13 protein-coding genes are annotated in these 14,678 nt (G+C 72.9%); 5 read left to right on the top strand and 8 right to left on the bottom strand.

From position 1 onward, the window contains the following. Position 1 precedes the first annotated feature (1 nt). Positions 2-991, bottom strand: a complete 990-nt coding sequence (locus tag JT723_RS29970; protein ID WP_205047983.1) for a DUF4190 domain-containing protein — start codon at positions 989-991, stop codon at positions 2-4. A 154-nt stretch (positions 992-1,145) separates the two neighbouring features. On the opposite strand from JT723_RS29970, the gene JT723_RS29975 reads away from it, so the two are divergent. Further along, positions 1,146-2,498, top strand: coding sequence for a glycoside hydrolase family 18 protein (locus JT723_RS29975; protein ID WP_205047984.1), 1,353 nt, complete (start codon positions 1,146-1,148; stop codon positions 2,496-2,498). 194 nt (positions 2,499-2,692) lie between these two features. Here JT723_RS29975 and JT723_RS29980 read toward each other — a convergent pair whose 3' ends face one another. After that, on the bottom strand, positions 2,693-3,520 hold the full coding sequence (locus JT723_RS29980; protein WP_205047985.1) for an oxidoreductase: 828 nt from the start codon (positions 3,518-3,520) through the stop codon (positions 2,693-2,695). A 99-nt stretch (positions 3,521-3,619) separates the two neighbouring features. Between JT723_RS29980 and JT723_RS29985 the strand changes: the two genes are divergently transcribed. Further along, positions 3,620-4,525 (top strand): LysR family transcriptional regulator, encoded by a 906-nt coding sequence (locus JT723_RS29985; protein ID WP_205047986.1) that lies wholly within the window; start codon positions 3,620-3,622, stop codon positions 4,523-4,525. 9 nt (positions 4,526-4,534) lie between these two features. On the opposite strand, the gene JT723_RS29990 is transcribed toward JT723_RS29985, so the two are convergent. Continuing rightward, positions 4,535-4,945 (bottom strand): hypothetical protein, encoded by a 411-nt coding sequence (locus tag JT723_RS29990; protein ID WP_205047987.1) that lies wholly within the window; start codon positions 4,943-4,945, stop codon positions 4,535-4,537. 223 nt (positions 4,946-5,168) lie between these two features. Here JT723_RS29990 and JT723_RS29995 point away from each other — a divergent pair, with 223 nt between their 5' ends. Next, positions 5,169-5,588: a nuclear transport factor 2 family protein gene (locus JT723_RS29995; RefSeq protein WP_205047988.1), complete on the top strand. Its 420-nt coding sequence runs from the start codon at positions 5,169-5,171 to the stop codon at positions 5,586-5,588. 15 nt (positions 5,589-5,603) lie between these two features. Here JT723_RS29995 and JT723_RS30000 read toward each other — a convergent pair whose 3' ends face one another. Continuing rightward, positions 5,604-6,362, bottom strand: a complete 759-nt coding sequence (locus tag JT723_RS30000) for a LysR substrate-binding domain-containing protein (RefSeq protein ID WP_205047989.1) — start codon at positions 6,360-6,362, stop codon at positions 5,604-5,606. Between the two features lie 58 nt (positions 6,363-6,420). Here JT723_RS30000 and JT723_RS30005 point away from each other — a divergent pair, with 58 nt between their 5' ends. Together JT723_RS30005 and JT723_RS30010 are read left to right on the top strand one after the other, a co-directional pair. Further along, complete coding sequence (locus JT723_RS30005) at positions 6,421-6,810, top strand: DUF5997 family protein (protein WP_205047990.1); 390 nt, start codon at positions 6,421-6,423, stop codon at positions 6,808-6,810. Between the two features lie 174 nt (positions 6,811-6,984). Further along, positions 6,985-7,881: an alpha/beta fold hydrolase gene (locus JT723_RS30010; RefSeq protein WP_205047991.1), complete on the top strand. Its 897-nt coding sequence runs from the start codon at positions 6,985-6,987 to the stop codon at positions 7,879-7,881. Positions 7,882-7,938: 57 nt separating this feature from the next. On the opposite strand, the gene fxsT is transcribed toward JT723_RS30010, so the two are convergent. The 4 genes from fxsT to JT723_RS30030 are packed head-to-tail and all read right to left on the bottom strand — an operon-like array spanning position 7,939 to position 14,673. After that, a complete protein-coding gene (gene fxsT / locus JT723_RS30015; RefSeq protein WP_205047992.1) occupies positions 7,939-11,910 on the bottom strand; it encodes an FxSxx-COOH system tetratricopeptide repeat protein in 3,972 nt (1,323 codons plus the stop codon). Next, positions 11,907-13,169 carry an FxsC protein gene (gene fsxC / locus JT723_RS30020; protein ID WP_205047993.1) on the bottom strand — a complete coding sequence of 421 codons (1,263 nt, stop codon included), beginning with the start codon at positions 13,167-13,169 and terminating at the stop codon, positions 11,907-11,909. The genes fxsT and fsxC overlap by 4 nt, the downstream gene beginning before the upstream one ends. 3 nt (positions 13,170-13,172) lie before the next feature. Next, positions 13,173-13,823 (bottom strand): TIR-like protein FxsC, encoded by a 651-nt coding sequence (locus JT723_RS30025; RefSeq protein ID WP_205047994.1) that lies wholly within the window; start codon positions 13,821-13,823, stop codon positions 13,173-13,175. After that, on the bottom strand, positions 13,816-14,673 hold the full coding sequence (locus JT723_RS30030; RefSeq protein WP_205047995.1) for an AAC(3) family N-acetyltransferase: 858 nt from the start codon (positions 14,671-14,673) through the stop codon (positions 13,816-13,818). The genes JT723_RS30025 and JT723_RS30030 overlap by 8 nt, the downstream gene beginning before the upstream one ends. Positions 14,674-14,678 lie beyond the last annotated feature (5 nt).

The raw sequence follows: 14,678 nt of genomic DNA on the forward strand, positions 1-14,678 counted from the left end.
CTCAGACCCCGACGCCCGAGCCGCCCGAGTCCCCGCCGTCGGAGCCGTCGTCCGAGCCGTCGCTGCCGCCGGAGTCGCCGGCCGACGGGCTGTGGCCGCCCTTCACCGAGCCGGTCACCTTGCCGTCGGGCCAGCCGAAGAAGCAGGTCACCGAGCGCTCGTGGTGCGCCCAGTTGTCGGGCGAGGGCAGGTAGAGGTAGAGCCGGTCGTCGGTCGTCGGCTTGCCGTCCAGGTACGTGCGGGCGTACTTGGTGCAGTTGCTCTCCGCGTCCCGGCTGACCCCGTCGACCCCGGGGTAGGGGTCGTCGGAACCCGACTGGATCTCGTAGACCGCGAAGGCCTCGGCGTCGTGCGCCTCGGTGCAGTCCACGACGTCCACCGTGGAGGAGCGGGTGTCGTTGTCGGTGCCGAAGTCCGACAGGCTCGCGTCGACCGTGTTGAAGCACTGGCCGGCCTTGACGTCCACGACCCGGGTGTTGCCGTCGCCGATCACGCCGACCGCGGCCAGCACGATGATCGTGGCGAGCCCCGCAGTCCACAGGCTGGACAGCGTGATGCCGGCGACCGCCATGCCCTTGCCGCGCTCGCCGCGCCGTTTGACCTGCTTGAGCCCGACCAGGCCGAAGATCAGCCCGAGGAAGGGGATGCAGGGCAGGATGCCGACGACCAGCGCGGCGATCGACATGCCGTTGGTCGAGCGCTCCTGCGCGTACCAGCCCTGCTGCCCCGGGTACATCGCGGGACCGGCGGGCGGGTAGCCGTACGCCGGCTGCTGCGGCTGCGCGCCGGGGTAGGGGGTCGCGTACGGGTTCTGCGCCGCGTACGGGTTCTGGGCCGGCTCCGCTTGCGCGTACGGGTTCGCCGGCTGCTGGTACCCGGGCTGCGGATACGGCGGCGGCTGGTACGGCGGGGTGTCCTGGTACGACGGCTGGCCGGGCGGCGGCACACCGTCGGGCGACGGCGGCGGCGGAGGCGGCGGGGGTATGTCCACCCGGGGAGTTTACGGTCCGCAGGTGACAGCCGGAGGGCGGGACCGGCGACGGTTCCGCCACGACCCTGCAACGGTCCCGCAGGCGCACAACCGGCGGAAAGCGTTCCGTCGTTCCCCTTGACCGTTATTGGTCCAGACCAATACTTTCTGCGCCATGCGTCGACGAATTCTCGGCCGTATGGCCGCCACGGCCGCCACACTCTCGCTGGTCGCCGTCCTGCCCGCCGTCACCGGCGGCAGCACCGCGCAGGCCCACGGCGGGCACTCCCCCGCCAAACCCTCCTACAAGAGCGTCGGTTACTTCACCCAGTGGGGCATCTACGCCCGCAACTACCAGGTGAAGAACGTCCAGACCTCCGGCACCGCAGGCAAACTCACCCACCTCAACTACGCGTTCGCCAACATCGGCGCCGACGGCAAGTGCTTCGAGGCGAACGTCGCGGGCGAGGGCGACGCCTGGGCCGACTACCAGCACCCGGTCGACGCCGCCACCTCCGTCGACGGCACCGCCGACACCGCGGACCAGCCGCTGGCAGGCAACTTCAACCAGCTGCGCGAACTCAAGGCCAAGAACCCCAAGTTGAAGGTGCTGATCTCGATCGGCGGCTGGGGCTGGTCCACGCACTTCTCCGACGCCGCCAGAACCCCCGCCTCCCGCCAGGCATTTGTCTCCTCCTGCCTGGACATCTTCATCAAGGGCGACCTCCCGCTGCTCGACGGCAAGGGCGGCCCCGGCTCCGCCGCCGGGATCTTCGACGGCGTCGACATCGACTGGGAGTGGCCCGGCTCCTCCGGCGACACCGACACCGTCTACCGGCCCGAGGACAAGCAGAACTTCACCGCGCTGGCGGCCGAGTTCCGCAAGCAGCTGGACGCCTACGGGCGGCACACCCGCAAGCACTACGACCTCACCGCCTTCCTGCCGGCCGCGCCGGCGAAGATCGACGCCGGGTTCGAGGTGAAGAAGATCTTCAAGTACCTGGACTTCGGCACCGTCCAGGGCTACGACTTCCACGGCCCCTACGAGACCGGCACCAACCAGCAGTCCGCGCTGCGCGCGCCGCGCAACTCGCCGGTGCCGAACGACTTCAGCGACACGCAGGCCATCGGGGACTGGCTGCACCGCGGCGCCCCCGCGCGCCGGCTCGTCCTCGGCGTGCCCTTCTACGGCCAGGGCTGGACCGGCGTCCCCGACGGCGGCACGGCGGGCCTCTTCCAGCCCTCCACCGGGCCGGCCCCCGCCACCTGGCAGGCCGGCAACGAGGACTACCACGCGCTCAAGGCTCTCGCCGAGTCCGGGACGTACGCGGTCCACCGCGACACCAGGAACGGTTTCGCGTGGCTGTACGACGGTACGAACTTCTGGACCTACGACGATCCGCAGGTCCTTGCCGCCAAGGCCGCGTACATCAGGTCCGCGCACCTCGGCGGTGCGATGGCCTGGTCCCTGGACGGCGACACCCCCGACGGCGAACTCATCTCCACCCTCCACCACGGCTTGAGCTAGCCGCCTGGCTCAGGGGAGAAGGCGATTGCCCCTTGCGGTGGCGTCGCCTTCTCCCCACCGCCGTGGCTGAGCGCGCAGTTCCCCGCGCCCCTGGGGGTGCCCTCTCGGAGGAGGGTGACCGTTTTTAGGGGCGCGGGGAACTGCGCGACCAGCCACGACGGCGGGAGAGTCGACAGCTCACCGCAGGTGGCTGTTCAGGCGTCGAACCCCGTGGAACGGGCTCGCTTCTCCCAAGGGGCGACGTCGTCGCGGACCTGGTCGAGGTGCGTCAGGACGGCGGTGACGCCGTCGTCGCCGAGGGGGAGGCGGAGCGGCGCGTCCGGGGAGGCGACGGCCTCAAGGATGAGGGCCGCGGCCTTGGCGGGGTCACCGGGCGCCGAGCCCTCACTGCTCGCGGCCATGGCACGCGTCCCCCCGACGGTCGAGTCGTAGTCGGCGATCTCCGGGCTGGCCGTCAGATTGGCCAGCAACGACGTCCGGAAGGCCCCCGGCTCGACGATCAGCGTCTTGATGCCCAGCGGGCCGACCTCCTGCGCCAGCGCCTCCGTCATGCCTTCAAGGGCGAACTTCGTGCCGCTGTAGGCGGAGAAGCCCGCGAAGGACATCTGGCCGCCCATGCTGCTCATCTGGACGATGGCCCCCGACCTGCGCGCCCGCATCGACGGCAGGACGGCGCGTACCAGTGCCGCGGGCCCGAAGACGTGGACGTCGAAGAGGTCGCGCAGCTCGGCGTCGCCGGTCTCCTCGAAGGCCCCGATGTGGCTGCGGCCCGCGTTGTTGACCAGGACGTCGATCCTGCCGTGCCGGGCGAGCACGTCGGCGACGGCCGCGTCGACGGCCGCGGTGTCGGTGACGTCCAGCGCCAGCGCCTCGACCTGGTCGGGGTGCGCGGCGACGAGGTCGTCGAGTGCCGCGACCCGGCGTGCGGCGCCGACCACCACGTCGCCCGCGGCCACCGCGGCCTCGGCGATGGCCCGCCCGAACCCGCTGTTCGCACCGGTGACCAGCCACACCTTGTTCATTGCCCGCTCCTCATGCTCACTTGCGGCGGTGTCTCCCGCCCGCATCACCAACCTTGCGGCCGGGGCGGCTTGCCCGTCCAAGACCCTTCGTGATAGCCGATGGTTATGGACGTCCACTGCCGGGACCTGCGCTACTTCGCCGCGGTCGCCGAGGAGCTGCACTTCACCCGGGCCGCCGAGCGGCTCTTCGTCTCGCAGCCCGCGCTGAGCAAGCAGATCAGGGCGCTGGAGCGGCAGTTGGGGGCGCCGCTCTTCGACCGGGACCGGCAGGGCGTCGCGCTGACCGCGGTCGGCGCGGCCCTGCTGCCGCACGCCCAGCGGGTGCTGGCCGAGTGGGACGCGGCCTGGGCGGCGGTCGGCAGCGCCAAGGCCGCGCAGGGCAGCACCCTGGTGGTGGGAATGAGCACCAGCCCGGGCCGCGGCGGGCTGCTGCCCGCGGTCCGCTCGCGCTTCACCGCCGCCCACCCGGAGGCGGCGCTGCGGCTGCGGCAGGTGAGCTGGGAGGACCCGACGGCGGGGCTCGCGGACGGCACGAGCGGTGTGGCGTACGTATGGCTGCCGCTGCCCGACCAGGACCGCTACGACCTGCTGGTGGTCGCGGAGGAGCCGCGACTGGTAGCGATGCCCGACGGCCACCGGCTCGCGGCCCGCGACAGCGTCGACTTCGCGGAACTGCTGGACGAGCCCTTCCTCGCACTGCCCGCCGCCGCGGGGCCGCTGCGGGACTACTGGCTGGCCACCGACGCCAGGGCGGGCCGCCCGGCCCGGGTCGGCGCGGAGGTCGCGAGCACGGAGGAGACGTACGAGGCGCTGGTCGCCGGGCTCGGGGTGGTCGTGGTCGCGGCGGGCAACGCCCCGCTGATCATGCTGGGCGGTGTCACGACCCGGCCGGTTCGCGGCATCAGCCCGAGCCGTTTCGCGCTGGCCTGGCCGCGCGGCAGCGCGGACCCGCTGGTGCGCGGCTATGCGGCCGCCTGCCGGGAGGCCCGCGACGCGCGGGCGTAGCAGGCCCGCTCAGTCGTCCTCGACGGGCATGCGGCGCCGCTCCCGCCTGGCCCTGCGCTCGGCGGCCTTCGCCTCCTTCGCCGCCTGCTTCCGCGCCGCGGCGGCCTTCTTCGCGTCGTCGGTGTCGCTGATCAGCTCGCCGACGGAGAAGCGGGCGCCGCGGGCGCGCAGGCCGCCGCGGTCGCGCATGGAGAAGAAGCCGTCGGCAGTGCGGTAGATCCTGATCCTGGCGGTGTCCTGCGGGTTGTACGCCAGGAATTCCCGCAGGTGCTCCTCCAGCCGGGCCAGCGCCTCCTGCCGGGTCCCGGTGAACTCCGAGAGCTCGCGCGGCTCGTAGCGGTTGTGCATCACCGTCGTCTCCTCGACGAACAGCCCCCACCGCACGACCCGCGCCTCCCCGTCCGCTGCCTCCCCGGTCATCCGGTCCTCCCCTTGCGTCCGTCGCCTGCGCCGCCGGTGGTCCCCCAGGTGACGACGAGGGCAGGCCCGGGTGTGGTTCCCGGGCGGGCGGCCGGGCCGACGGGCGGCGACAACCCGTGGTTGTCGCCGGCGCCCGACAAGCTGTTGGACGGGCCGCGGGCCGCGGTATTGGCTGGTCGCAAGGGCCGCAGGGCCGTCCGCCACCGTTCAGGGGAGCACCGCAGTGAGCACCGCACCGCTCGATCCGAAGGCCGTCGTCGTCCGCTACGTGGAGGCCGTGCGCGACGGCGACCTCGACGTGGTCCGCGCCAGTTTCGCGCCCGACGCGACCTGGGACTACCCGGGCAGCCTGCCGATATCGGGGGTCTGGAAGGGCCGCGACAGCATCGTGGACGACTTCCTCGGCGGCATGGGCGCCCGCTTCGCGCCCGGTGTGCCGCTGGTGATCGCGCTGACCGGCGTCGTCGCCGAGGGCGCCCAGGTCGTCGCCGAGTGGACCTCGCAGGGCACCACGGCGGCCGGAGCCGCCTACCGCAACCGCTGCCTGGGCGTCTTCACCGTCGAGAACGGGCTCATCACCGCGATCCGGGAGTACGCCGACACCCACCACGTGGCCGAGGTGTTCTTCCCCGCCGGGGAGTGAGGCCGGCCCCGGGACCTACGAGCGGCGGCGGGGCTTGCCGCGTTTGGCGGGGCGGGGGGCGCCGGACCTGGCGGGCTTCTGCTGCGGCTTCCGCGGCTTGGCCTGCGCCTTGGGCTTCGGCTTCGGCTTCTGCTTCTGCTCCCTCTCCGGCTCGGGCGCCCGGGAGCGGCCGCGGGTGCTGTTGGGGGTGCGGCCGCGCACGATGCCGATGAAGTCGTCGACCCGGTCGGTGGTCGCGTCCTCGGGCCAGGACAGCGCCACCTGGGACTGCGGGGCGTCGGTGAGCGGGCGGTAGGTGAGGTCCCTGCGGTGGTGCAGCCGGGCCAGCGACTGCGGGACGGCCAGCAGGCCCACCCCTGCGGCGACCAGCTCGATCGCGTCGGCGGTGGTCGCCGGGCGCTCCAGCGCGGGGCGGCCAGGGGGCCGCTCCCAGCCGAGGGTGTCGTCCAGCGGGTGCAGGACGACCTCGTCTGCCAGGTCGGCCGCCGCGACCTCCTCGACGGCCGCCACCAGGTGGTCCTTGGGGGCCACGACGACCGTCGTCTCGGTGTAGAGCGGGATCGCGCTCAGCTGCGTCCGGTCGACCGGCAGCCGCAGGAACCCGGCGTCGGCGCCCCGGGCGCGCAGCAGCTCCGCCGCCTCGCCCGCGGGCACCGGCACCAGGTCGAGCGGGACGTCGGGCAGCCGCTCCTGCCAGATCCGCACCCATTTGGCGGGCGTCACGCCGGGTACGTAGGCGAGCCGGAAGGGGGAGGGTGCCTGCGAGCCTGTCACCCGCCAAGGCTATCCGCGATGGTCGGGGCCGCCGTACGCGCTCGTTACCCTTGACGGCATGACGTCGCAGAAGACCACCCAGACGATGAAGCCCGCGACCGCGGCGAAGAAGCTGGGTGTGTACCTCCAGGCCACCCCCGCGGAGTTCCAGGAGGGTGTCGTGTCCCGCAGCGAGCTGAACGCGCTGCAGGCCGACCCGCCGCAGTGGCTGCAGGACCTGCGCAGGGAAGGCCCGCACCCGCGTCCGGTCGTCGCGGCGAAGCTGGGCGTGTCGATCGCGGGCCTGGCCCGCGGCGGCGTCACCGAGCCGCTCACCACCGCGCAGATCGACGAGCTGAAGCAGCGCAGCCCCGACTGGCTGCGGCGCGAGCGCGCCACGCAGGCCGAGGTGCGCAAGGAGGCGGCCCGGATCAGGGACAAGCACGCAGGGCGCGACGCCGGGCGGTAGTCCCCTGGCCGTCGAGCCGGGCAGGGCCGCCCACCCGACGTAATCTGGCGTAATCCGGCCGACTCGCGACGCCGATAGTGACGCGCGGCCCGACGCGCTGCATCCTGGCTCAATGGTGCCTCCTGGTCTGAGAGGATTTCGGCACCTACGACGCAGGTGGACTGGAGGCCGGGCGTGGCGAGTACGGCACTCACCGCGGACAAGCGGAAACTCGTCTTCGACTCCTGGGGCGACCCGCAGGGACACCCCGTGTTCCTGCTGCACGGCACCCCCGGCAGCCGCAAGGGTCCGCGCCCGCGCTCGATGGTGCTCTACCAGCTCGGCATCCGCCTGATCGCCTACGACCGCCCCGGCTACGGGCAGTCCACCCGGTTGGCGCACCGCTCCGTGGCACATGCCGCGGACGACGTCGTGGCCATCGCCGACCACCTCGGGCTCGGCGGCTTCTCGGTCGTGGGCCGCTCGGGCGGCGGACCGCACGCGCTGGCCTGCGCCGCGCTGCACCCCGAGCGGGTGCTGAGCGCCGGCGTCCTGGTGAGCCTGGCGCCGCCGGACGCCCCCGAGCTGGACTGGTTCGAGGGCATGACCAAGTCCAATGTGCGCGAGTACCGCAACGCCCGGGAGAACCTCGAAGAGCTGCAGACCACGCTGGTGCAGAACGCGGACGCCATCAAGGCCGACCCGGGTTCGCTGCTGTCGGGCCTCGACGAGGAGATGCAGGCGGTCGACCGGCGGGTGGTGGCGGACGCCGGCATCCGGGGCATGCTCAAGCAGAACTTCCTGATGGGCGTCGGCGAGAGCGCCGACGGCTGGATCGACGACGCGGTGTCCTTCTGCAAGCCGTGGGGCTTCGACCCGGCCGGCATCACCGTGCCGACGCTGCTGTGGCACGGCGAGCGGGACGTGTTCTCGCCCGTCGGGCACTTCCAGTGGCTGGCCGGCCGCATCCCGCGGGCCACGGTCATCCTGCAGCCCTCGGCGGCGCACTTCGACGCCGTCTCCGTGCTGCCGCGGGTGCTGGGCTGGCTCAAGGACCAGGCGCGCAAGGACGCCGCCGCCAGGACGGCCTGACCCGTACCGCGTGACCCGCCCCCGGCGCCGGGGAGCGGGTCGTGCCGCGGGGCACGGTCACACCGGGTGCGGGTCCAGCTCCAGGCCCACCCGCTGGCCGCTGCGCAGCCGGGCCACCCGGGGGTGCTTGGGGCCGAGCTTGCGGGCGATGGCGTCCAGCCCTGCTCCGGCCAGCTGCTCGGCCTCCGCCGCCCGGTCGGTCTCCAGCAGCAGGATCGACAGGTTGGCCACGCAGGTGAGCGTCGAGGGGTGGTCGCCCCCGAGGCTGGCGTGCAGGGCGGCGTGCGCCTCCCGGTAGTGGGCCTCGGCCTGCTCGGAATTGCCCAGCGCCGCATTGGCGTTGCCCAGGTTCACCAGGCAGTTCATGCTGAACGGGTGCTCGGCGCCGAGCAGTTTCTTCAGCGAGGCGCTGGACTGCTCGCACAGCGCCAACGACTCGTGGACGCGGTCGGTGTTGAGCAGGTTGATGCCGTGGTTGACCGCGCAGGCAAGGGTGTTGGGGTGGCTGTCGCCGAGCGCCCTGCGGAACTTGCCGAGCAGCTCCGCGGTCTCCTGGTAGGCCTCGTCGTGGCGTTCGGCCGCGGCCAGGTGCCCGGCCAGGCCGAGGCGCACCACCAGCGTCTCCGGTGAGTCGTCGCCGAGCCTGCGGCGGCAGTTGTCCAGCACTCCCTGGCTCAGCTCGATCGCCTCGTTCAGCATGCCGAGCCGGCGCAGGGTGACCGCGAGCGCCTTCGCCGCCTCCTGCGCCGAGGGCGACTCGGGGCCGAGGTTGGGCTGCGCGCACGCGGTGTTGTAGGCGCTGCGCAGGGTGTGCGCGGAGGACTCGTAGTCACCGCAGGAGCGCTGGTCGCGGCCGAGGTTGATCACCGACGCGAGTGTGTAGGGGTGGTCGTGGCCCAGCGTCTCGGAGCGGTAGTCCCGGTTGCCGCTGTCGACGTCCAGGGCCGAGTAGCAGTCGCCGGCCATCCGCATGGACACCGCGAGGTTGTTGGCGGCGACCAGGCTGCGCGGGTGGTCCTCGCCGAAGAGGTCCACGGACCGGTCGAAGGTCTCGCGGTCGATGTCCAGCGCCTCGCGGACCCGGCCGACGGCCCGCAGGTCGGCGGTGAGGCTGCCGGCGGTCATCAGGGTCTGCGAGTCGTCGTCGCCCAGGGTGGCGCGCTGCCGGGCGATCACGTCCCGGTCGATGTCCAGGGCGCGTTCGTACCAGCCCTGGGAGCGCAGCACGTTGGCGATCTGGAAGCGCAGGTGCAGCGTCCACCGGTCGTCGGGTCCTGCCTCCTTGTCCCAGCGCACCAGCAGTTCCTCGCCCAGCTCGACGGCCTCGTCGTACTCGCCGCGGGTGCGCAGGTAGCGCAGCCACTCGGTCATCAGGCGGCGGATGCGGTCGTCCAGCGACAGGCGCATCCACGGGGTCTTCAGGTGCGGCCAGATGGTGTTGTAGCGCGGCCAGTTCTCCGGGCGCTCCACGTCGCCCTCCGAGGGCCTGGCGCCGCTGAGCACGTTGCGTACGGTGCCGCGGGCCGCGGACTGCTCCTCCTCGGTCATCGAGGCGCGGACGGCGGCCTGCACCAGCCGGTGGACCTGGAGGCTGCGGCTCTTGCGGTCGACCTTGGCCAGGGCGTAGCGGCTGAGCTGCTGGGTGGCGCGGGAGACCAGGGCGGTGCCCTCGCTGGCGGGCTGCAGCGCGCTGAGCGCGTCGGTCATCTCCCTGCCGTGCAGCAGGTCCAGCGAGATCGGGTCGGCGCCGAAGTGCGCGCAGATCTGCAGCAGCCGGTGCGCCACCGGCGAGTTGAGCTGCTGGACCGACAGGTTCCAGGTGGCGCCGATCTGCAGCGGGTAGGTGTCGGCCGCCGCCTGCCCCGCGGTCAGGTCGGCGAGCTGCTGTTCCAGCAGGCTGAGGTAGACCGCCGCCTCCTCGCCGGTCTCGTTGAGCCAGGCCGCGGCCTGGTCGATGGCCAGCGGCAGGTCGCCGAGCGCGTCGGCGACGGCGTCGGCCTCCTCGGCGCTGATCGCGGAGACCCGGTGCGAGAGGTGGTCGACGCTCTCGGCGCGGGTGAAGACCTCGACCTCGACGCGGGCGGCGATCTGCGCCCAGCCCTCGTTGCGGGTGGTGATCACCACGTGCCCGCCGGGCCGGTTGACCAGCAGCCGTTCGATCGACTCGGGCGTGGTGGCGTTGTCGAAGATCAGCAGCCACCGGTCGTACACCTCGCCGCGGCGCAGCACGTCGCGTACGGCGTCGGCGGTGGCGCTGATGCTGTCCCGGTCGGCGAGGCCGAGCGGTCCGGCCAGCTCGGAGTACTGGCGCAGCGCGAGGTCGCCGAACTCGGCCTCGATCCACCACACGACGTCGTAGTTGGCGCGGTAGCGGTAGGCGTACTCGATGGCCAGCTGGGACTTGCCCACACCGCCCATGCCGTGCAGCAGCGTCGCGGTGCCGGCCTCGGTGAGCCGGTCGCGCAGGCTCTCCAGCAGCTCCTCGCGGCCGGTGAAGGCGGGGTTGCGCACCGGCGCGGCCCACACCGGTGGTTCCGCGCCGGGGTAGCGGGGCCGGCCCTCGGTGGCGTCGGCGGGGTGCTCGCGCTGCTCGGTCGGCGCGTCCATCGCCCGCAGCAGCGCCTTGCGGGCCGAGTCCTCGTTGAGGGCGCTCAGGTCCACCGGGGTGCGGTCGGAGAAAGGGTGGTCGAGCCGGATGTTGCCGACCTTGATCGGGACCAGCGCGCGCCGCGACCCCATCGGGTCGGTGGCCGCCACCGCCTCCCACACCGCCCTGGCCTGCGGGGACTTCTGGTAGGTCGCGGACAGGATCGCGACGGTGCGCGAGGCGGCCCGCACCTTGCTGTCGGTGTCGTCGCGCAGCGGCACCCCGGCCCCCGCCCCGTCCTGGGAGCGGGCGTCGCCGACGGTGAAACCGGCCTCGCTGAGCACCCGGGTGATCCAGTCCGCCCACATCTGGTCCTCGGGCACATGGCTGAGGAAGACATGCGTGGGGTCCGGCGGCCGGCGCCGCACCACCGTCTTGAGGTAGTGCTGCCGCTCCTCCTCGCTCATCGGCGCCAGCGCGGTGACCTCGCCCTCGGTGATGACCTCGGTCAGCCGCTCGCAGGCCGCCAGCAGCGAGGCGGGGGTGCCCTGTTCGTCGCGGAAGGTCGCCAGGATCTCCTCGTAGGCGTACGTCGGCTTGTACGGCACCTCGACCTGGCCCCAGTAGCGGCGCAGGTCCACCCCGCCGGTGCGGGCCAGCAACTGGTCGAAGGTCAGCCGCACCTTGGCCCTCGCCGCCTCCAGGCGCTCGGCCTCGGAGTCCTCCACCCGCATCGGCACCGGCAGGATGCGGATCCTGCGGTCGCCGTAGGTGTCCTCGACCCGGCGGGCGACCGCGGCGGCGCCCTCGATGCTCTGGTCGTTGTGCGTGAAGCAGTTCACCAGGACGTCGGGGAAGTGGATGGTGCAGATGTCGGAGATGTCGCTGAGGCCGGTCCTGCTGTCGACCAGCACGTAGTCGTACTCGCGGCGGAACTGCCGGCACAGCGCGTCGAGGAACTGCCCGCCGAACTGGTCCTCGTAGAAGACGTTCCAGTTGAACTGCGAGAAGATCGACGAGTAGTTGCGGTCCTGGCGGCCGGCCGAGATGAAGTCCAGCAGGCCGCCGCCGGCGAAGCTCCAGTTCACCGGCGAGACGGCCTGGGTGATGTCGGCCTGGCTGGTGATCCAGGCCTCCAGGCGCGGCATCGCCTCGGGTCCTGGGCTCACACCGCCCAGCACCTCGGGCACCCGCAGCATGTAGTCGTTGATCAGGTCCAGCACACCGGGCCGGTCGTGCAGCGCGTCCGGTTCGAGGAAGGGCCGCAGGAAGCGGTCCAGGCCCGGCGCCTCCAGGTCCCAGTCGACCACCAGGACGCGCTTGCCCTGCGAGGCGATGATCCAGGCGGCGTTGGCCAGCGCCATGGTGCGGCCGGTGCCGCCCTTGTAGCTGTAGAAGGTGACGATCCTGCCGTCCTGGCGGTTCGCGGTGGTGCGGGTCACGACTGGGCCTCCTGGTCGCCCTGCTGCTCGGTGTGCGGTGAAGAGGACCTGGGCTGCGACGCTAGCGGAGCGCGGCTGAGGTAGCGCTGAGCCGCGCTGTCGGCCAGCTCCATGAAGCGCGAGTTGAAGGCCTCGATGTTCTCGATCCCCGCCACCGCCGCGCGCTGTATGGCCCGCCCGCGGGCCAGCCGCCGCGGCAGCACCGCCCGCAGCCGCGCCGCCAGTTCGCCCTGGTGCTCCCGGGTCTGCGGGTCGTCGGCCAGCGGGGTCAGCACCGTGACCCACGGCAGGTCGAGGGCGTCGAAGGCGGCGAGCCGTTCCGCGGCCCGCGGGTCGTGCAGCACCCACGGGTCGAGAATCAGCACCCAGGGGCCGGTGGGCTGGGTGCGGCCCAGCAGCACCGGCTCGGCCTGCTCGAAGGTGCACACGGTCGGCGCGAAGCCGAGGTTGCGGGCCAGGCCCGCGGTGCGCTCGGCCAGCGAGGTGCCGAGTGTGTCGCTGAAGGGCTGCCAGTCGCGCGGCCCGCGCCCGTACTTGACGTCGGAGCGGCCGGGCGGCAGGTGGTCGATGTCGGGGGCGAGCACGGCGATCCCCAGTGGGTGCAGCGGCGAGATGGCGAACGCGTCGGGCAGTTCCGCCGTCGGCGCCGGCTCGCGCGCCGCCCAGCCCGGTCCGCGGCCCCGCCGTGCGGCCTGCACCACGCACTGGGCGATCCGCCGTACGCACTGGGCGTACGCCGCCGCGTGGTCGGTGTCCTGCCGCAGCCCGTACAGGCCGTCCTGCGCGTACAGCTCCAGCGTCTGCGGATCGACCTCGGTCGCGGTGGCCGGCGGCTGCGGAACGGGCAGTTCGAGGTCGACGACCACCGGGCGGGCGGTCGTCGGGACCGGTGTCCACAGCACCGGTAGCAGTGCGCCGGCCGGCGAGCGGTGCGTGAAGCCGTACCACTGCCGTCCGCAGTCGGTGTCGGTGAAGTAGCGCCGGGAGACCAGCGGGACGAAGCTGTGGCAGCGCGACAGCGCCCGGTCGGTCTGCGCCCGGTCCCGGCCCGGCGCCTCGACGTAGCCGACCGGCATCCGCGCCCTGGTGCCCGACATCCGGGTCACCTCGGCGCTGAGGTCGGCGTAGAACTCGGCGACGTTCTTGTCGGGCAGCGGGCGCTCGGCCGGCACGTGGCCGGGTGCGGGGGTGGCGGCGTAGCTGAGGAAGAAGTACGGAGACGCGTCGCCGACGTCCGCGTCGGATCGGCTGTCATGCATCGGTTACTCCTGCCCGGCGGAGCTGTCGAGTGAGTCGAAGATGTCGTCGAAGAGTGCCGGGTCGCACGGTTCGAGGCGGGCGCTGACCGCCACGTCGACCACGGTCATGGCCAGTTGGTAGACCACCCGGTTGAAGGTGGTGTGCCGGCCGTTGGACAGCAGGCTGAACAGGCCGCCCGCCGCGTACGCGTGGCCCATCCCCTCGTGGGTGTACTGCAGGTCCGAGTAGGGGCTGGGGATGTCGCGGTAACGCAGTGGCGTCCACAGCACCGGCACCACCGCGTTGCGCGTGAAGGTGCCCTTGTCGCGCTGGAGTTGCTGGCGCAGCTCGAAGCACTGCCACTCCACGGCGCACCACTTGCTGGCGAACAGCCGCGGCGAGAGCACCGGGATGAGCACCTGGCACTCGGCCAGGTGCCGCTTCAGCTCGTCCTTCCAGCCCGAGCCGAGCCGGGTGCGCCGGTCGAGGTAGACCGGGGTGCGCCCCACCTGGAGGTCGGTGAGCGCCATGACGTCCTCCGACAGCCGGTCGTGCAGCCGGATCAGCCCGGTGTCGGGCGGCCGGTGACCGTCCTTGACCTGCGGGGTGCGACCGTAGCTGAGGAAGCCGTACGGGTTCTGCGGGCTCCTGCGCGGTAAGAGGCTCTCAGGCACTGTCGCTCTCCTCGGCCTCCGCCGCCACCCGGACCGCGGCGCGGCGGGCCGTCATCCAGCTGACCGCCGCGTCCACCGCCGGCGCCAGCGGCAGCAGCCGGGCCGGCGCGTCGCCGAAGCGCCCGCGGGTCACCAGGGGGCGGCCGCCCTTGGTGCGCCCGGCGACCCACGCGCCCAGCTGCCCGAAGTCGCGGTCGTCGAGGTCCACGTCGCTGAAGGCGGCCCAGCGCGGACCGCCCTCGCCCGCCACCCGGCAGTAGTAGCGCCGCCGCGCGGGTGCCGGGACCCGGTACTCGGCCAGGTGGAAGGCCGTGCACACCTCGAAGCCGACGCCCAGCAGCAGGATGTGCGCACCGGCCTCGTACAGCCGGGCCAGCGGCGAGGACTCGCCGAGCAGGCAGTCCAGCGCGTGGCCCGAGGTGATACGGCCGGCCAGCGGCCCGATCGCCGCGAAGGACGTCGTCGGGTGGCGGCTGCGCAGGGCGCCCGGCGTCTGGCGCACCTCCTCGGCGAGCCGCCCCATGCCCTCGGAGGGTGTGGCGGCGGCGTCGAACGGGTCCATCCGCTCACGGTAGGTCACGGCCTGAGCATCCGTCAGGCCCACGGTCATTCCGATGTGGGCGCGTGACGTCAGCGACTTGCGCTCGGTGAACGTCGGCACCACCAGGGTGCCGTGCGGGCCGAGCGCCTTGCGCAGCGCGCGCACCACGGTGCGGCTGCCCCCGCACACCGGGCCGACCGAGCGCAGCGACGCGTGCACCAGCACATGGCGCACCCGCCGGCCGGCGTCCGCGTCGGCGCCCAGGCCGAGCCTTCGCAGGTCCGCGGTGAGGTCGTCCGCGGTGAACATCGCCC

This window comes from Actinacidiphila bryophytorum, from assembly GCF_016916835.1.
Lineage (GTDB): Bacteria > Actinomycetota > Actinomycetes > Streptomycetales > Streptomycetaceae > Actinacidiphila > Actinacidiphila bryophytorum.